The organism is Kitasatospora sp. NPDC056076 (assembly GCF_042266305.1).
Lineage (GTDB): Bacteria > Actinomycetota > Actinomycetes > Streptomycetales > Streptomycetaceae > Kitasatospora.
Genome location: NZ_JBHJWG010000071.1, coordinates 9238 through 27605, shown reverse-complemented (window position 1 = coordinate 27605; position 18368 = coordinate 9238). Strand labels below are relative to the sequence as shown.

Here is an 18368-nt window from a genome sequence, read left to right as displayed (position 1 = left end):
GCCCGCGCCCGGCCCGCGCCCGGCCCGCGCCCGGCCCGCGCCCGGCCCGGGCCCGGTGCGCGCGCCCCGGGCGCGGACACCCCCGGGGCGAACATCCCGGCGCGGATACCCCGGTGGGGTCACCCCGGCGGTTCGGGGCTCCCGGCCGGGTGCGGCACAATGGAACGCTGCAAGACGAATACTCCCGACGACGCCGGAGCGATCTCACGTGGCGGAATACATCTACACGATGCGCAAGGTGCGCAAGGCGCACGGAGACAAGGTCATCCTTGACGACGTGACGCTCAGCTTCCTCCCCGGGGCGAAGATCGGCGTCGTGGGCCCCAACGGTGCCGGTAAGTCCACCGTGCTGAAGATGATGGCCGGCCTGGAGCACCCCTCCAACGGCGACGCCTTCCTCTCGCCCGGCTTCACCGTCGGCATGCTCCTCCAGGAGCCCCCGCTCGACGAGACCAAGACGGTCCTGGAGAACGTCCAGGACGGCGTCAAGGAGATCAAGGGCAAGCTCGACCGCTTCAACGAGATCGCCGAGCTGATGGCGACCGACTACTCGGACGCCCTGCTCGAGGAGATGGGCAAGCTCCAGGAGGAGCTGGACCACGCCGAGGCCTGGGACCTGGACGCCCAGCTGGAGCAGGCCATGGACGCCCTGGGCTGCCCGCCCGGCGACTGGGCCGTCACCAAGCTCTCCGGTGGCGAGAAGCGCCGCGTGGCGCTCTGCAAGCTGCTGCTGGAGGCCCCCGACCTGCTGCTGCTCGACGAGCCCACCAACCACCTCGACGCCGAGTCGGTGAACTGGCTGGAGCAGCACCTGGCCAAGTACAAGGGCACCGTCGTGGCCGTCACCCACGACCGGTACTTCCTCGACCACGTGGCCGAGTGGATCCTGGAGCTCGACCGCGGCCGCGCCTACCCGTACGAGGGCAACTACTCCACCTACCTGGAGACCAAGCAGTCCCGTCTCAAGGTCGAGGGGCAGAAGGACGCCAAGCGCGCCAAGCGCCTCAAGGAAGAGCTGGAGTGGGTCCGCTCCAACGCCAAGGGCCGCCAGGCCAAGTCCAAGGCCCGCCTCGCCCGTTACGAGGAGATGGCGGCCGAGGCCGACAAGATGCGGAAGCTGGACTTCGAGGAGATCCAGATCCCGCCGGGCCCGCGCCTGGGCAGCGTCGTCATCGAGGTCGAGAACCTCAACAAGGCCTTCGGCGAGAAGGTCCTGATCGACGACCTCAGCTTCACCCTGCCGCGCAACGGCATCGTCGGCATCATCGGCCCGAACGGCGCCGGCAAGACGACGCTGTTCAAGATGCTCCAGGACCTGGAGACCCCGGACTCCGGCAAGGTCAAGGTCGGCGAGACCGTCAAGATCAGCTACGTCGACCAGAGCCGCGCCAACATCGACCCGAAGAAGACCCTCTGGGAGGTCGTCTCCGACGGTCTGGACTGGATCAACGTCGGCCAGGTCGAGATGCCGTCCCGCGCCTACGTGTCGGCCTTCGGCTTCAAGGGCCCGGACCAGCAGAAGCCGGCCGGCGTGCTCTCCGGCGGTGAGCGCAACCGCCTGAACCTGGCGCTCACCCTCAAGCAGGGCGGCAACCTGCTGCTCCTCGACGAGCCCACCAACGACCTCGACGTCGAGACGCTCTCCTCGCTGGAGAACGCCCTGCTGGAGTTCCCCGGCTGCGCCGTGGTCATCTCCCACGACCGCTGGTTCCTGGACCGAGTGGCCACCCACATCCTCGCCTACGAGGGCGAGAGCAAGTGGTTCTGGTTCGAGGGCAACTTCGAGTCGTACGAGAAGAACAAGATCGAGCGACTGGGCGCCGACGCCGCCCGTCCGCACCGGGCCACGTACAAGAAGCTGACCCGAGGCTGACACCCAGCTGTCACAACGGCCCGGCAGACTGCCCCCCGGGGGCGGCCTGCCGGGCCGCGGCCCGTCACCGAGGTTCGGCGGCGGGCGACCGGACACCGAGGAGAACACCCGTGGCTCGCCACATCTACGCCTGCCCGCTGCGCTGGTCCGACATGGACGCCTTCGGGCACGTCAACAACGTGGTCTTCCTGCGCTACCTGGAGGAGGCCCGGATCGACTTCATGTTCACCCAGGCCGCCGAGGCCGGCGCCGGGGAGTTCGCGGGCGGCTCGGTGGTGGCCCGCCACGAGATCGACTACAAGCGCCCGCTGGTGCACCGGCCGGAGCCGGTCACCGTGGAGACCCGGGTGACGCACATCGGCAGCGCCTCGCTGACCGTCTCCTACGACATCAAGGACGTCCACGAGGACGGCTCCGAGACGGTGTACGTCCGGGCCTCCACCGTGGTGGTGCCCTACGACCTGGCCGCGGGCCGGCCGCGCCGGATCTCGCCGGTGGAGCGGGAGTTCCTCTCCCGGTTCATGGACGAGGCCCCGGTCGGCGCGGCAGTCTGAAAGTCCCTGGACCCCCGAACCGATTCGAGCTGAGCCGCGTTGACCGTCACCGCCCGCCTCGCCCTGACCGACACCGGTGAGGCCGCCGACCTCTCCGCCTTCCTGCTGCGCCTGCTGCGCTTCGACAAGGCGGCGGCCGTGCGGCTGCAGGCGGTCGACCCGGCCGCGGCGGACGGCGTGCTGGCGGTCTTCGGACGGCTGCCGCTGGGCGAGTCCGGCGTGCTGGCGATCCGCACCGCCCGGCTGGACCGCCTGGACGAGCCGGTGGACCTGACCGTCTCCGCGGGCCAGCTGCTGGACGGCGTGGACGCCGACTCCGGCGCCGTCGCGCTGCCCGCGCCGGTGACCGGCCCGGCCTGGGCCGGGCTGCTGCCGCCGCGGGTCGGCTGGCGGCCGGTCGGGACCCCGCCGGCGGCCGAGGTGTGCCGCGAACTGATGGCGGCGGTGGGGGAGTTCCGCGAGCGCAGTGAGGCCGTCCCGGCCCACCACCGCACCCGCGCGGTGCTGGACCGGCTGGCGGACGAGGTGTGGTCCCGCCCGGTCTCGGTGCTGCCAGAGCTGCCGCTGCGCGCCGTGCACGCCTCGTACCGGATCGGTTTCCTGAGCCCCGAGGCGCCGCTCTCGGTGCACCGGGCGGGCGGCTGGCTGCGGTTGAGCTCCCCGGTGGGCTCGGTGGTGGTGCGGACCGCGGCCGCGCCGGGCGCGGGGCTGGGCCTCAGCCCGCTGCGCTGATCCTGCTGCGGTAGCGGCAGGCCTACGCTCAGCCCGGGGTGTTGATCATCGAGGCGGCGGCGTAGACCAGGTAGTCCAGCAGCTGCCGCTCGTGCTCGGCGGGCAGTTCCAGGCTCGCCACGGCGGCCCGCATGTGGGTGAGCCAGGCGTCGTGGGCGGCCTTGTCGACCTTGAACGGCGCGTGCCGCATCCGCAGCCGCGGGTGGCCGCGCCGGTCGCTGTAGGTGCGCGGGCCGCCCCAGTACTGCATCAGGAACAGCGCCATCCGCTCCTCGGCCGGGCCGAGGTCCTCCTCGGGGTACATCGGCCGCAGCAACTCGTCCTCGGCGATGCCCTCGTAGAAGCGGCGGGTCAGGCGCCGGAAGGTGTCCTCACCGCCGACCTGCTCGAAGAAGGTCTCCTCGCTGAACGTGCCTCGTCCGATCTCTGTCACCCGACCATGGTCGCAGACGCCGACGGGGCCGTACACCGGGACGAAAGGCGTACGACCCCGTCGGGCCTGAGTGGTCAGGGCAGTGCGCGGACGGCTACGCGTCCTCCCACTTGAACAGCTTCCAGGCGATGCCGGTGAACGCGGCCGCGAAGAGCAGCAGTCCGCCCATGGCGGGCAGGGCGTCCATGACGCCGCCGCCGCGGGTCAGCACCGACTGGGCGGCCGACACCAGGTGCTTGAGCGGCATGACCTGGGAGACGGTCTTCAACCAGTCCGGGGCGCCGTCCAGCGGGAAGAACGAGCCGGACAGGAAGGACATCGGCAGCACGATGAGCTGCGAGATGCCGTTCGCGGCCTCCTCGGTCTTGGCGACCGAGCCGGCCAGCAGGCCGATCGACATGAAGGCGAGCGTCGCGCAGGCCACCAGCGGCAGGATCAGCCACCAGTTGCCGGTGAGCTTGAGCCCGAAGAAGCTCGTCGCGACGACCAGGAAGACGGTGGTCTGCAGGAAGGCGGTCACCAGCGAGACCGCGATCCGGGAGCTGACCACCGCACCGGCGCTGATCGGGGCCAGTCGCAGGCGCCGCAGCACCTTGGACTTGCGCCAGTTGACCAGGGTCAGCGCGGCGCCGAAGACCGCGCCGGTGGCGACGGCCCAGCCGAGCAGGCCGGGGGTGAGGAACTGGATCGGCTTGAGCGACTGGTCCTCGACCTGCTGGGAGTCCAGCACGTAGGCGGCCGGCTGGTGGGTGGCGGCCTGGTTGGCGCTCTGGACGACCGAGTTGAGGATGCCCTGGACCGCGCCGGCCTTGACCTGGTCGGCGGCGGTGTAGCGCAGCTCCACCTTGCCGTCCGGGCCCTGGCTGATCATCGCGTCGAAGTCGCCCTTGCGGACCTTCTCCAGGGTGCCGGCCTCGTCGTCGGTCCTGGTGATGGTGAGGACCTTGTCCAGGCCGGCCCGTTCGTCGCCCTGGATCGAGTCGAACAGCTTGACCGCGCCGACCTGGGCGACCTTGGCGTGCGGGCTGGCGGAGCCCTTGGTGACGGAGCCGAAGAAGACCAGGAAGACCAGCGGGAACAGCAGGACGAAGAAGGTCGCGGTGCGGTCGCGCTTCATCCCGAGCAGCATCGCGCGGGACAGGCTCCAGAACGCGCTGACCCGCTCCCGCCCGTCGGCGGAGCCGGCCGAGCCGCCGCGCTGGGCGGGGACCTTCGGCTCGGTGGAGGTGCTGGTCATGCGCGGAACTCCCGTCCGGTCAGCTGGAGGAAGACGTCCTCCAGGGTGGCGCCGCGCACTTCGAGGCCGCGCAGCGCGTTCTGCTCGGCGAGGACGCTGAGCACCGGGGCCGGAAGGCGGGTGGAGACGGAGAGCGAGACGGTGTCGTCCTCCAGGGTGGCGACGTCGGCGCCGGCCGCGGCCAGCAGCTCGCGGGCCCGCTCGACCGGCAGCTGGCCGGAGGCCACGCTGATCCGGACGGTGTCGTCGATCTCGCGGATCAGCGCCGCCGGGGCACCGGTGTGCAGGATCTTGCCGTGGTCCATGATCGAGACCCGGTCGCAGAGCACCTCGGCCTCGTCCAGGTAGTGGGTGGTCAGGACGACGGTGCGGCCCTCGGCGTTGATGTCCCGCAGCAGGTCCCAGAGGTTGCGGCGGGCCTGCGGGTCGAGGCCGGTGGTGGGCTCGTCCAGGAAGACGAGCTCCGGGTCGTGGGCCAGGGCGCAGGCGATCGACAGGCGCTGGGCCTGGCCGCCGGACATCTGGTCGGTGAGGGTCTCGGCCTTGTCCGAGAGCCCGACCCGCTCCAGCATCGCGTCGGCCCGCTTGGGGCCGACCCCGTAGAACGACGCGAAGGTGCGGATCGTCTCCCGGGCGGTCAGCTTCCGGAAGAAGGCGGAGGCCTGGAACTGCACGCCGATGCGCGGCAGCAGCTTCGGGTTGCGCGGCCAGGGTGCCATCCCCAGCAGCTCGACCCGGCCCTCGTCGGGCTTGCGGACCCCTTCCAGGATCTCCATGGTGGTGGTCTTCCCGGCCCCGTTGGGACCGAGGATCCCGTAGAACTCGCCGGCCTCGACGGTGAGCGACACCCCGTCGACGGCCTGCACATCCCCGTACCGCTGGCGGATGCCGTCAGCGGATATAGCAGCAGTCATGAAGCCAGAGAATAGGGCTCATGGGGCGTCTTGTGCACACCGGGGACGGGAATTTGTGGATTCCCTGAGGGAGGCACCGGAAAAGCCGGGCCGGGCGGAAAAACGAATTCCGCCCGGCCCGGCCGGAGTTACCCCTGACGAATGCTCAAAGCGCAGGTCAGGCGCGGTGCACCGTGATCGTCGTCCAGGCGCCGACGTGGATCCGGTCGCCGTCGCCCAGGGGGATGGCGGTGTTCGGGGAGATCGGTTCCTCGCCCCCGTTCACGGTGGTTCCGTTGGTCGATCCCTGGTCCACCAGTACCCAGCTGCCGTCCGCCTGTTCGGCGAGCAGCGCGTGCTGGTGCGAGGCGCCCGGGTCCTCCGGCGGCACCGACAGGTCGATCTCCGGGACGGTGCCCCGGTGCTGGCTGCGCCGGCCGATCCGCAGCTGGCCGCGGCCGGTCAGCGGGATGCGGCGCTCGGGGCAGTACGGCGGGAAGAACAGGCCAGCCGCCTCGGGGCCGCTGCGGGCCATCATGTCGGTGAAGTAGTCGCGGTCGGCCGAGACCACCGCGATCCAGTTGCTGCGCACCGGCCCGGCCGGGGCGGGCTCCGGCTGGGCACCGGGCTGGGCCTGCGGCGGGGCCAGGTGGAAGGACGTGCCGAAGTCGCCGCCGCGGGTGTTCGGGCCGGGGCCGGCGGGCTGGGCGTACACCGGGCCGGAGTCCTCGCGGACCGGGGCCTCCGGGAAGGCGCCCTCCGGCGGCGGGTAGCCGTAGGTGTGGGGGTACTCCGGCTGCGGCTGGTACTCCGGGGCCTGCGGCTGGTGCTGCTGCGGGGCCTGGTGCTGCTGCGGCTGGTGGGGCTGCGGGGCCTGCGGCTGGTACTCCGCGGCCTGCTGCTGGTGGGGCTGGTGCGGCTGGTGCTGCTGCGGGGCCGGGGCTCCGCCGTAGGCCGCCGGGATGTTCAGCGGCGGGGGCTGGGCCGGGCCCGGCGAGGGCGCGCCGCCGGCCGGCGCCTGGCGGCCGGAGGGCGCGGACAGCTCGTAGTCGTAGCCGCACTCCTCGCAGAACCGCCCGGTCTGCGGGCTGCGGCAGATCGGGCAGACGGCCAGGCCCTCGGTGAGTCCGGGGCCGGCCGGCGGCGGGAAGGCACCGGGCGGCGGGTAGCCGCCGGGCGGTGGGAACGCCCCGGGCGGGGGCGGCGGGACGGCCCCCGGCGGGGGTGGCGGCGGCGTGCCGAAGGCCGCACCGCCGTGCTGCGGGTGTCCGGCGGGCGCGCCGGGGTAGCCCCCGTGGGCGCCGGGCGCCGGGGCCGGCGGGGTCATCGGGAAGCCGCAGAAGTCGCACCAGTCCTCGGCCTGCGACTCGTGGCCCCTCGGGCAGATCGGCATCAGGTCCCCCTCGTTTCGGGCCGGTGCGGTGCGGCGTCGCGCCGGGCGGCCGGCCCGATCACGTCTACAGCGGTCACTTCGTGGTCACTTCTTCACACGTACCGTCTTGGTCGACCGGGTCTCAAGGGTCATCGAGTCGGCCTCGCTCACGTCCTTACGGAACCGAACCGTACCCTCCTTCGGGTCCACCACGTCCACCACCTTCTGCAGCAGCTTGAAGGTGCCCTCGTTGCCGGTCGCGTGGGCGATCCGGACGGCGGCGCCGAGCTTGGCGGTGGCGGTGTCGACGTCGCCCGAGCGGTGGGCCTCCAGGCCCTCCTGGATGGAGGAGGCCAGCTCGGCCTGCCCGGTGTAGTGGGCGACCTGGGGGCTGATCCGGGTGGAGGAGGCGAGGTCGTCCGTCCAGACGGCCTTCACCAGGCCCTGGCTGAGCACCTCGGGGGTGCCGCCGCCGACCTGCGGGGGCAGCACCAGGCTGATCCGGGCGGCGAGCATCTCGTTGCCGACCGAGGCGGCCGGGACCTCGACGCAGACGTGGTAGTCGCGGCTCTCGTCGCCCCAGGAGCCGGTGGGGTAGTCGCCCGCCCGGGGGCCGGCCTCGGCGCGGCGGTCGCTGAGGTCCTCGACGGCGGGGGCGACCTGCTTGACGAACTTGACGGTGGCGTTGGCCGGGGTCCAGATCCGCAGCGCGACGTCGGCGACCTGCTTGCCCATCGCGCCGGTCATCATCGAGCGGAAGTCCTCGGCGAGGCCGGAGGGCTCGGCGACGATGTCGGTGGTGCCGAGCAGCGCGGAGGAGATCTTGCGCAGTTCGTCGATCCGCCAGTCGGTGCCGACGCCGCGGCAGTCGGCGGTGAAGTGGCCGGTGACCCGCTCGATCGTGCGGGCGAGGTCCTCGGCGGACTCGTGCTCGTTGTTGCCGTCGGTGAGCAGGATGGCGTGCCGGATGGCGATGTCGCGGCGGGTGAGGAAGAGCTTGTCGGCCTTGGCCAGCCAGGTGCCCATGGCGGTGCCGCCGGCCGCGGTGAGGCGGCGCAGCGACTCCTTGGCCTGCTCCCGGGTGGCCGCCGTGGCGGTGGCCAGGGTGCCGTCGCCGGGGTAGATGTCGCGGGCCTCGTGGGTGCCGGCGACGACGGCGAAGGCGGTGCCGTCGCGCAGGGCGTCGATGGCGGCGGCGGTGGCCTCGCGGGCGCCGTTGATCTTGGTCTTGGGGTAGTCCATCGAGCCCGAGCAGTCGACCAGGACCACCACGGCCGCGTTGGCGTCGCCGCTCTGCGGGCCGGCGTCGGCGAGCCCGAGCGGGCGGCCGCCGGAGGTGCCGCCGCCGGTGGAGGTGACGGTGACGATGGCGTTGACCTCGCGGGCGCCGTCGGCCAGGTACTCGTTCTGGAAGATCTCCACGTCGAACCTGGGCAGGTTCGGCTTCGCCAGTGTTGCCATGGGGCGGTGGCTCCCGTCGGGTGAGGGGTGGATGCGATCAGGTCGGTGGGGCGGGCCGGCGGACGGGGGCCGTCGGTCCGGTCGCGCGGAACCGGTCAGGCCGTCGGCGGGTGCGGCGGCTGCGGCGGGACGGGCGGGGCGACGGGGGGCGCGGGCGGCGCCGGCGGGACGGCCGGGGCCGGGGGCAGCGGGGCGGCGGCGGAGCCGATCACCGGGAGGTCCGGCAGGGTCGGCTCGTAGTCCTCGTAGTCGTCGTTCCCGGCGGCGGCCGCCGGCCTGACGATCTTGAGGTCCAGCGCGGTCGGCGTCTCCACGATCTCCGCCAGCGCGGCGGCGGAGGGTTCGATCGGCAGCACGGCGACCGTGATGTTGTCGTGCCCGCCGGCCGCGACCGCGAACTTGACCAGGGTCTGGGCCGCCAGCAGCGGTTCGGTGCGGGCGTCCGGGCGGACGTAGTAGGCCAGGTCGGTCGCCGCCTCGGCGTAGTTCCACAGCCCGTCGGTGCAGATCAGCAGCACTCCGGGGACGTGCGGGGTGAACTCGAGGGTGTGCGGCACGACCTCCTCGGCGTCGGCGCCGAGCCAGCCGGTGATCGCGTGGGCGCGCGGGTCGGCGTAGGCCTCGGCCTCGCCCATCAGCCCGGCCTCGACCATCCGGGCGGCCCAGGAGTCGTCCTGGGTGAGCCGGAAGGGTTCGGCGCCGGCCCGGTCGTCCGGGATCCAGTACGCCCGGGTGTCGCCCACCCAGCCGATGGTCACCCGGCCGCCCGCGGCTATGGCGCTGACGTAGGTGCAGGCGGGCGCGTTGACGTCGGGCCTGGTCGGGCCGGCGCCGTCGGTGGCGAGGTCGGCGACGGCCTTGGCGGCGTCCGCGATCGCGGTGCGCATCGCCCCCTCCGGGTCGCGGCCGGCCTCCAGGGAGGTCAGCAGGGACTCGGAGGCGGCGTCGACGGCGGTCTCCGAGGCCTCGTCCGGGCGGTCGGAGGAGGAGACGCCGTCGCACACCACGGCGACCACGACCGGCTCCCCGCCGGGCAGCGAGGTGGCGGCGACGGTGAAGGAGTCCTCGTTGCGGTGGTGGCGCACGCCGCGGTCGCTGACCCCGGCGACGCCCGCGAGCGCCTTCTCCATGTGGTCGCGCGGGCGCGGCTGGGCGCTCCCGCAGCCCTCGCAGTAACCGTCCTCGGTGACCTGTGCCTGCCCGCAGTTGACGCAGACCGGCCCGCGTTGCGGCGGGACGGCCTCACCGCGGGCGGCGGCCCAGCTGGCGGGCATCGCGCCCGGGGCCGCCCGGCCGTCCCGGCCGGCCCCGCAACGCCCGCAGTAGGCGTCGTCAAGGTCCATCGGCTCGGAACAGCTCGGGCACTCGGTCTGCTGCGGCATCGGCTACACCCACGTCCTGGGGCGGGCCCGGTTGGCCCGTTCCACCATCTCGATCCTGGTCTCGGCCCGGTCGGCCAACCGGGCGAGTACCCGGTAGGACTGTTCCAGGGCGAAGCGCAGTTCCCGCTCCACGGCGGGACGTCCGAGGACGACCGGGCCGGTGCCCTGAGGGGCGCCGGCCGAGCCGGCGCCGACCCAGCCGAGGGCCGCGCCGAGCACCTCGACCGAGAGCTCCTCGCGGCGGCGGTCGTCCAGGCGCAGCGCGGTCAGCTGGTCGGAGCCGGCCGCGAGGTCGACGGCGAGCGGGTCGGTGGCGGCCCGTTCGCGCAGCCGGGCGCGGACGGCGGCGATCCGGGCGGCGGTGTACTGGCTGGAGGTGGCCGGGACGGACTCCAGCGCCCGCACCGCGCCGGGCCGGTCGTCCTCGGCGAGGCGGACCCGGGCCAGGCCGAAGGCGGCGCTGAGGTAGGACTGGTCGGTGGTCCAGACGAGCCGGTAGAACTCGGCCGCGTCGCCGCCGTCGCCGAGCAGTTCGGCGCAGATGCCGAGGGCGAGCTTGGGGGCGGCCTCGCCCGGGAAGGCGTCGTAGACCGCGTCGAAGGCCTCGGCGGCCGCCCGCAGGCGGGGCTCGGCGGCGGTGCCGGCGGGGTCCTCGGCGAGGTCCGCGGCGGCGCCGACCAGGGCGACCAGGCCGCGGTACCAGACCACCCGCCAGTCGTCCGGGTGGTCCTGCTCCAGCTTCGCGAGCTCCTGCACGGCCGTGCCGTGGCGGCCGAGTTCGAGCAGGGCGCGCAGTTCGCGCAGCCGGCTCTCGACCGAGACGGCGGGGGCGCCGGCGAGGGCGGCGAGCGCCTCCTCGGGGTCGGTGGCGAGCAGGGTGGCGAGGAAGCCGGCGTTGGGGTCGCCCGGGTCGACCCGGGGGACGGGCAGCGCGAGGGCGGCGGCGGCCGGGTCGAGCCCGGCCACCCGGAGCTGTCCGGGCTGGGTGGTGGGCAGTACCAACTCGGTGTCCACGACGCGCAGTTCGGGCCCGAAGAGGGTGGACGGCGCGGGCCGGGGCCGTTCGTCCTGGAGGGCCAGGATCTCCCGCAGTACGCCGGTGAGCTGGTCGGCCATCTCCTCGGCGGAGGAGAACCGGCGGGCCGGGTCCGGGTCGGTGGCGCGGACCAGGAAGCGGTAGTAGGACTCGTACCTGGCGAAGACCTCGACGTCCTCGGGGCCGGGCAGCGAGTCGCGGTAGGTGGTGCTGTAGCCCTGGAAGTCGAAGGTGAGCACCGCGAGGGTGCGGGCCACGGTGTAGAGGTCGGAGGCGGGGGAGGGGCCGTCGGTGGCGATCTCCGGGGCCTGGTAGCCGATGGTGCCGTAGATCGCGCCGTCGTCGTCGAAGCGGCGGACCGCGCCCATGTCGATGATCTTGAGCGTGTCGCCGCTCTGGATCACGTTGTCGATCTTGAAGTCGCAGTAGACCAGGCCCCGGCCGTGCAGGTAGCCCAGGGCCGGCAGCGCCTCCAGCGCGTACGCGATCGCCTGCTCGACCGGCAGCGGCTCGCGCCGGCCGTCCGGGGTGCGGCGGTCGTTGGCGATGTCCTTGAGCGACTTGCCGCCGACGAACTCCATCACGATGTAGCCGTCGGTGGAGCCGGTGCGCAGGTCCGGGTGCTCGGCGAAGTTGATGATCCGGACGATGTTCGGGTGGTCCACCTCGGCGAGGAAGCGCCGCTCGGCGACGGCCGCGGCCAGCGCGTCCTCGTCCCCGGTGTCCAGCAGGCCCTTGAGCACCACCCACTTGTCGTTGACCCGCCGGTCCACCGCCAGGTAGATCCAGCCGAGCCCGCCGTGCGCCAGGCAGCCGAGCACCTCGTACTGGCCGCCGACCAGGTCGCCGCGGCGCAGCTTGGGGGTGAAGGAGTACGGCGTGCCGCACTTGGTGCAGAAGCCGTCCGGGCGGCCCGGCCGGCCGTTCTTCTCCCGGCCCACCGGGGTCTCGCACTTGGAGCAGTACCGCTTGCGCTCCGGCACCTCGGGGTTCTCCAGCACCGCCTGCGCCGGGTCGGCCGTCTCCACGGTCGGCACGGTGACCAGGCCGGCGCCCAGCCGGTTGCGGGTGCCCGCGCTGACGCTGCCGCGGGTGGAGCGCACCGAGACCGAGCGGCTGCTGCCGGTGCGGGTCGAGCGGTGCGAGCGGGAGCGGCCGGACATCGACCGGCCGGAGCCGGTGCGGGCCGACAGCGAGCGCATCGAGCCGCCGGGGGCGGAGTCCGGGGTGACCCGGGCGGACGGGACGTAGGGCTGGGTGACGCCGGTGTCGCCGCCGGGCGGGGTCAGCCCGCACTCGTCGCAGTAGCCGTCCGCGTCGATGGTGCCCGAGCAGTCCCGCGGGCACGGCGACCCCGGCCCGGCGGCGGACCCGGTGGTCGGTCCCGTGGTCGGCCCGGTGGTCGGCCCGGTGGTCGGCCCGGTGGCGGTCGGCGGGGCGGCGCCGGCGGCGGCCGGGGGGACCGTGGTGGTCCCCACCGGGGTCAGCCCGCACTCGTCGCAGTAGCCGTCCGCATCGATGGTGCCGTTGCCGGAGCACTCCGGCCGCACGCACGTCTCGCCCATCAACCTCAGCCCCCCTGTACCTGTCCGTCGACCGGCGTCTGGCCGGCCGACCCGTGTGCCTGCTGCCCGTGGGACTGGTGCCCGTGGGCGTGCTGCCCGTGCGCCTGTGCGCCGTCGGAGGCCTCGGCCTGGGCCGGGCGCAGCGACTGCTGGAAGCGGGCCACCGCGGCGGCCGCCGCCCGCAGGTCGCACGGCGCGCTCCAGAGCAGCCAGCGCGCCTTCTCGTACCGTTCGATCACTTCCGGGTCCTCGGCGACCCGCATCCGGGCCGCCATCGCCTTGTAGGCGTCCAGCCGGCCGCGCAGCTCGGCCCGGACGGCCAGCGGCTGGGTCACTTCGGTGAGCGAGTGCCGGGCCCGGGCCAGCTCCTTGGCGGCGGCGTCCTCCAGCGCGTCCAGCAGCGGCGCCAGCCGGCCCCACTGCCCGGCCTGGCGCAGGTCCAGGGCGGTGACGATCCGTTCGCGCAGCGCCGAGGCCGGGCCGGGCACTGCGGGCACGTCGCTGGAGGCTATCTTCGCCAGCACCTCGCCGCGGGCCCGGCGGGCCTCGGCCAGGGTGGCGTCGGCCCGCTGGAGCAGGTCGCCGACGCCCTGGAGGCGCTCCTCGGCGTCGTCGCGCAGCCGCAGCAGGTTCTCCAGCTCCAGCCGGACGCCGTCCAGGGCCCGCCCGGCCCGGTCGAAGCGCTCGGTGTCCACCACCCCGGCGGGGGAGGCGAAGGCCTCGCCGTCCGGGACGGTGCCGCGCTGGGCGGGCACCCGGGCCGGGCGCCACAGGGCCAGCGGGTCCTCGCGGACCTCGGTGCGCAGCTCGGTGAGGTCCCGCTCCAGCCCGGTCAGGTCGTCGCCCAGCGGGTGGCTGCCGGTGCGCACGCCGAGCGAGGCGGCCAGCGTGTGCACCCGGTGCAGTTCGGCCAGCAGCAGGTCGATCCGGGCCGGCAGCGCCGACCAGACCGCGTCGGCCGCGCTGACCACCTCCAGCACGGTGGCGTACCAGGAGTTCATCCGGGCCATCAGCGCGTCCAGGCTGATCCGCTCGACCAGCTTGGCGGGCGCGCCCAGCAGTTGCGGCCCGTCCGGCACGGCGCCGCCCGGGACGGTCACCGCGTCGCCCGTCAGCAGCTCGGTCAGCTCGGCGAGTTCGGGCCCGCCGGGCTTGGCCTTGCGGGCCCGGACGGCGCGGGCCGAGGCGAGCGCCTCGGAGTAGCGGTCGAACAGCGCCCAGAGCAGCGGCAGCCCCTTGCCGGCGACGGACCAGCGCTCCAGGGTGCGGCCGGACAGCTCGGCGCCGTCCAGCAGCCGCAGGCCCGGGTGGTCCTGGAGGGCGAGCAGCGCCGACTCGACCGCGTCCCGCTCCGCGCCGAGGCGCGCGAGCGCGCGGTCCACCTCCTCCCGGCTCAGTACCGGGCCAGCCGATGCCGCCACCGCGGTGTCCTTCCTTCCTCGCGTGCGATCCCGCCCTGTGCGACGTGCGATCCCACGACAACCCCCGTGTCCACCACCGGTCTCCCCGTGGTGATCGTCCCGAACCCTAGCCGGTGGCCGTTCGGGCGGTGCGGGCGCGGGGCGTCAAGACGGCGTCAACGCCCCGCGTCAGCGGTGCTCCGTGCGCGATGCGGCGCCGCCTGGTGGGGCGCCCGGTGCGGGCTTGGTGCGGCACCCGGTGCCGCGCTCGGTTCGGCGCCCCTGCGGCGCCCGGTGCGGTGCTCAGTGCGGGACCGGCCAGTAGCGCTCCGCGTCGTTGAGCATGTACGGCTTCAACCAGCGGTCGTAGCTGCGCCCCCAGTCACCGCTCGCGTGGTAGTCGGCCAGCACCTGGTTGACCCGCGCGGTGAGGTCCGGGCTGGTTTTCAGCATGGCGACGCCGATCACCTCGGGCTGCACGTCGCCGTCCACGATCCGCACGGTCTGGTCCTGCGCCGCCTGACCGGCCGCCAGGCCGTCGTCGGTCATGGTGGCGTCGACCTTGCCGAGCTGCATCAGGACCAGGCAGTCCAACTGGTTCTCCACCACCGTCAGCTGGGCCCTGGCGTCCTTCTTGGCGCCCTTGGCCGGGTCCATCACGTCGGCGGCCGTCGAGCCCTTGGCGACGCAGACGTTCTTGCCGCCGATCGCCTCGTCCAGGTTCTTCGCCGGGGAGGTCTTCGGCACCAGCACCCGCTGGGAGATGCTGAAGTACGGCTTGGAGAAGGCGACCTGCTCCATCCGCTTGCAGTTGACGGTCATCGTGCGGACGATCAGGTCGACCCGGCCCTTCTGCACCGCGTCGACCCGGTCGGCGGTGGCCACCGGCTTGAGCACCACCTTGTCCGGGTCGCCCATGATGGCGGTGCCGATCGCCCGGGCCAGGTCGATGTCGAAGCCCTCGATCTGGCCGGTGTTCGGGTTGCGGGCGCCCCAGCGGTAGCTGTTCTGGTCGACGCCGATCACCAGGCTGCGCTTGGCCTTGATGGCCTTCACCGCCGGGCCGTCCACCGAACTCGGCGGCACGCTGCCGTAGATGTCGCAGGAGTCGGACTGGTCCTGGCTCTGCTGGACGGCCTGCGGCGCGGTCGCGGTGGTCGCGGCGGCGGCCCCGGCCGGTGCGGCGCCGGAGGGGCCGCCCCCGCCGAGCACGGCCGCGCAGGCGGCCAGCACGGCCAGTGCGGCGGCGCTCCTGGTCGGTACGGTCGTGCCGCGCGTGAGTGTCCGTGTGCGCATGAGTGTCCGTTCCCCCTCTACCGGTACTCGGCGAGTCGTCGGCCCAGGCCGCGCAGCGCGGCGGCCGCGGCCACCAGGCCGAGCACGGCGGCGGCGCCGGCCGCCAGCCGGAGGTCCCCGGCGGTGCCGTCGGCGTAGGCCGTGAAGCGGGCCTGCTCGGCGTCGGCGGCCTGGGCCAGTGCCCGGTCGGTGGCGTTGAAGGCGGCGTCGGCGGTGGTGGTGGTGTCGGTGGCGGACACCGTCGCGTTCAGGGCGCCCTGGTAGTCGGCGTTGTCGACCTCGGCGGTGCGCGCCTTGCGGTACCGGTCCTGCCACTCGTCGTACTGCTGGGCGGCGGTGGCCAGCGGCTGGTCCGCGGCGGCGGGGGCGAGGATCAGCGCGTTGGAGAGCGTGCCGGCCCGGTCGCGCATCGGGGTGCCCTTGCCGGCCGTCCCGGCGAGGCGCTTGGTGACGTCGTCGTACTGGGTGGCGTAGGTGGCGGTGGAGCCGCGCGCGACCAGGTTCAGGTTCTCCGCCAGGCGCGCCGTCAGCACGTCCACCCGGGCCGAGTTGAGGGCCTGCAGCGGGAAGGCCCCTTCGAGGTCGCTCTTCTTCAACGCCGAGCCGGTGGTCAGCCCGGCCACGGCGAGCCAGAGCGTGCCGGCCAGGACGGCGGCGGTGGCACCCAGCAGGCCGACGTTGAACACCCGGTTGGTGCGGCGGAACAGGGTCAGTTGCACCCAGCCCAGCGCGGCCAGGGTGAGCACCGCCAGGCCGTACGCGCCCCACGGCGTGGACTGGGCCGCGGCGTAGTCGGTCACCAGCTCGTGGTTCTCGATGGTGTTCAGCTCGGCGGCGGCCGGCAGCAGGACGGTCTGCATCTGCTCGGAGGCGTACCGCAGGTAGGCGCCGCCGAGCGGGATGCCCTGCCGGTTGTCGGCCCGCGCGGATTCCACCAGACCGGCGTACACCGGGAGTTGCTGGTTCAGCCGGGCGAGTGAGTCCTGGGCCGGGGAGGTCGAGGTGGTCCGGGCGGCGGCCTGGGAGATCAGCTTGGCGGCTTGGGCGAGGTCCTGTTCGTAGCGGGCCCGGACGTCCTTGGGCTCGGCGCCGGCCAGCAGGAAGCCGGAGGCCGCGGTGGTGGCGGCGTCGGCCAGCGAGCGGTGGATCTCGGCGGCGTCCCGGCTGAGCGGCTGACTGTACGAGACCACCCGGTCGGCGGCCTGCGCCCTGGTCTCCAACTGCCAGGCGGTGAGCCCGCCGAAGGCCACGGTCAGCACCGCGAGCACCACTCCGGCGATCCGCAGCCGGCCCGGGGGCGTGCGGGTGGCCTGGGCCAGCCGGGCGCGCACCCCGCGCTCCGGCGCGGTGGCCCGGGGCCGCTTCGCGGGCGGTGCGGCGCCCGGTCCCGGCGTGGCCGGACCGGGGAACGCCGCTCCCCGGGGTGCCGGGGATGCCGGGGTGCCTGGTGCACCTGGTGCGCCCGGGGTCGCCGCTGGTGCGCCGAACGCCGCCGTCCCCGGTGCGGCCGGCGGCGTGCCCGGTCGTGCCGGGAACGCGGCGCCCGGTGCGCCGTTGCCTACTGGTGTCGCCACCCGCCTCATCCTCCCCTGGGGCCGGCCCGTCTCCCCGGGCCCGACCGATGGCAGCAGTATGGCCGTGACTCCCTCCGGCCACACCTGACTTGCGCCGATCTTGAGCATGTCGTGCACGGTTTCCGCACGCCTCCGTACGGCTTGTGCCGATTGTCACCGGTTGTCACCGATCGCACCGGCCCCACGGAGAGGTTGGCGCCCGCTGCGACGCCCGCCGGGGCCCCCGCGGTTCCGTGCCGCGCGGCCGCCGGGCCCGGCACCCCCGTGCTCCGTACCATGGGCCCCATGCGACTGCTTGGAACGATCTCGCCCGACCGCCCGCTGCTCGTCGTCGCGGTCCGCGAGGAGGCCGCCCACCTCGACGACCGGCTGCCCGTGCTGCTCACCGGGATAGGGAAGGTCAACGCCACCGCGGCCCTGGCCACCGTGCTGGCGCAGGGCGAACTCCCCTCCGAGGTGATCAACCTCGGCACGGCCGGCGCGCTGCGCCCCGGCTGGGAGGGCATGCACCACGTCGTCCAGGTGATCCAGCACGACCTGAACACCGCCGCCCTCCAGCACCTCACCGGCCGCAGCTACGGTGCCCCGCTGGTGGTCGGCAAGGGCGACGGACCGGTGCTGGCCACCGGTGACCTGTTCGTCGACTCCCCGGACGCCAAGGAGCGGCTCGCCGAGCACGCCGACCTGGTCGACATGGAGGGCTACGCCGTCGCCACCGTCGCCCACCGGGCCGGGGTGCCGGTGCGGCTGGTCAAGTACGTCAGCGACGAGGCCGGGGACGGTGCGGCCCGCAGCTGGCAGGAGTCGGTCGACGGCTGCGCCCGGCACCTCGCGGACTGGGTGCGCGCGCAGGGGTGGTGACGGGGCGGTTGGTCGTCGGGGCGGCGGGCTGGCTGGGCGTCGGGGCGTCGGGGCGTCGGGCTGGCTGGGCGTCGGGTTGGTTGGCGGTCGGGCCGGTTGGCCGTCGGGGTGTCGGTTCGGGTGGCTAGGGTGGCGCGGTGACCGAGAACACCGCGCCCAGCCCGCGCCCCGACGTCCGTCCGCCCGGCCTGAACGCCGATGAGCGGACCACCCTGCTGTCCTTCCTCGACTACCTGCGCGAGGCCGTGATCGGCAAGGTGGAGGACCTCTCCGAGGAGGACGCCCGGCGGCCCGGGGTCGCCTCCGGCACCAGCCTGCTGTGGCTGGTGCGGCACTTGACCGTGGTCGAGTACAACTGGTTCGAGTACGCGTACGGCGGCCTCGGGGACGAGCCGGCCCTGACGTCGAAGGCCCCGCCGGCGGAGCTCTCCACGGCCTCGGCGGTCGCCGCCTACCGGGACGCGATCGGCCGGGCGAACGCGGTGGTCGCGGCCGCCCCCGACCTCGACCGGCCGGGCGTGCGCTCGCTGCGGCCCGACGCGGTCGAAGGGCCGTCGCTGCGCTGGGTGCTGGTGCACATGATCGAGGAGACCGGGCGGCACGCCGGGCACGCGGACATCATCCGGGAGCAGCTGGACGGTGCCGTCGGGCGGTGAGGCGGGGCGGTGAGGCGGCGGGGGGGGGGGGGGGGGTGGCCCA

15 protein-coding genes are annotated in these 18368 nt (G+C 74.0%); 5 read left to right on the top strand and 10 right to left on the bottom strand.

What is annotated here, in order from left to right; all coding sequences use genetic code 11:
- Nucleotides 1-208 precede the first annotated feature (208 nt).
- The 3 genes from ettA (at nt 209) to ACFC1T_RS35875 (ending at nt 3159) form a co-directional block, all read left to right on the top strand.
- Nucleotides 209-1873: an energy-dependent translational throttle protein EttA gene (gene ettA, locus ACFC1T_RS35885; RefSeq protein ID WP_375896271.1), complete on the top strand. Its 1665-nt coding sequence runs from the start codon at nt 209-211 to the stop codon at nt 1871-1873.
- A 110-nt stretch (nt 1874-1983) separates the two neighbouring features.
- Nucleotides 1984-2427 carry a thioesterase family protein gene (locus ACFC1T_RS35880; protein ID WP_360242622.1) on the top strand — a complete coding sequence of 148 codons (444 nt, stop codon included), beginning with the start codon at nt 1984-1986 and terminating at the stop codon, nt 2425-2427.
- 39 nt (nt 2428-2466) lie between these two features.
- Nucleotides 2467-3159, top strand: coding sequence for a hypothetical protein (locus ACFC1T_RS35875; RefSeq protein ID WP_375896267.1), 693 nt, complete (start codon nt 2467-2469; stop codon nt 3157-3159).
- A 28-nt stretch (nt 3160-3187) separates the two neighbouring features.
- Here the strand turns inward: ACFC1T_RS35875 and ACFC1T_RS35870 are convergent, their stop codons facing one another.
- The 10 genes from ACFC1T_RS35870 to ACFC1T_RS35825 form a co-directional block, all read right to left on the bottom strand.
- Entirely contained in the window at nt 3188-3592 is a 405-nt protein-coding gene (locus ACFC1T_RS35870; RefSeq protein ID WP_375896264.1) for a globin, read from the bottom strand.
- Nucleotides 3593-3686: 94 nt separating this feature from the next.
- Nucleotides 3687-4829: an ABC transporter permease gene (locus ACFC1T_RS35865; protein WP_375896262.1), complete on the bottom strand. Its 1143-nt coding sequence runs from the start codon at nt 4827-4829 to the stop codon at nt 3687-3689.
- The gene (locus ACFC1T_RS35860; RefSeq protein ID WP_375896259.1) at nt 4826-5743 is read right to left on the bottom strand and encodes an ABC transporter ATP-binding protein; all 918 of its coding nucleotides are present in this window, start codon (nt 5741-5743) and stop codon (nt 4826-4828) included. The genes ACFC1T_RS35865 and ACFC1T_RS35860 overlap by 4 nt, the downstream gene beginning before the upstream one ends.
- 157 nt (nt 5744-5900) lie before the next feature.
- Nucleotides 5901-7115: an FHA domain-containing protein gene (locus ACFC1T_RS35855; RefSeq protein WP_375896256.1), complete on the bottom strand. Its 1215-nt coding sequence runs from the start codon at nt 7113-7115 to the stop codon at nt 5901-5903.
- Nucleotides 7116-7199: 84 nt separating this feature from the next.
- On the bottom strand, nt 7200-8555 hold the full coding sequence (locus ACFC1T_RS35850; RefSeq protein WP_375896253.1) for a VWA domain-containing protein: 1356 nt from the start codon (nt 8553-8555) through the stop codon (nt 7200-7202).
- A 95-nt stretch (nt 8556-8650) separates the two neighbouring features.
- Complete coding sequence (locus ACFC1T_RS35845) at nt 8651-9937, bottom strand: protein phosphatase 2C domain-containing protein (protein ID WP_375896250.1); 1287 nt, start codon at nt 9935-9937, stop codon at nt 8651-8653.
- Nucleotides 9938-9940: 3 nt separating this feature from the next.
- Entirely contained in the window at nt 9941-12538 is a 2598-nt protein-coding gene (locus ACFC1T_RS35840; RefSeq protein WP_375896247.1) for a tetratricopeptide repeat protein, read from the bottom strand.
- A gap of 5 nt (nt 12539-12543) precedes the next feature.
- Nucleotides 12544-13959 carry a hypothetical protein gene (locus tag ACFC1T_RS35835; RefSeq protein WP_375896244.1) on the bottom strand — a complete coding sequence of 472 codons (1416 nt, stop codon included), beginning with the start codon at nt 13957-13959 and terminating at the stop codon, nt 12544-12546.
- A gap of 282 nt (nt 13960-14241) precedes the next feature.
- Nucleotides 14242-15234: a glutamate ABC transporter substrate-binding protein gene (locus ACFC1T_RS35830; RefSeq protein WP_375896242.1), complete on the bottom strand. Its 993-nt coding sequence runs from the start codon at nt 15232-15234 to the stop codon at nt 14242-14244.
- Nucleotides 15235-15251: 17 nt separating this feature from the next.
- Nucleotides 15252-16565: a hypothetical protein gene (locus ACFC1T_RS35825; protein WP_375896240.1), complete on the bottom strand. Its 1314-nt coding sequence runs from the start codon at nt 16563-16565 to the stop codon at nt 15252-15254.
- A gap of 528 nt (nt 16566-17093) precedes the next feature.
- Between ACFC1T_RS35825 and ACFC1T_RS35820 the strand changes: the two genes are divergently transcribed.
- Nucleotides 17094-17669 (top strand): nucleosidase, encoded by a 576-nt coding sequence (locus ACFC1T_RS35820; RefSeq protein WP_375896238.1) that lies wholly within the window; start codon nt 17094-17096, stop codon nt 17667-17669.
- A 137-nt stretch (nt 17670-17806) separates the two neighbouring features.
- Nucleotides 17807-18325, top strand: a complete 519-nt coding sequence (locus ACFC1T_RS35815; RefSeq protein ID WP_375896235.1) for a DinB family protein — start codon at nt 17807-17809, stop codon at nt 18323-18325.
- Nucleotides 18326-18368 lie beyond the last annotated feature (43 nt).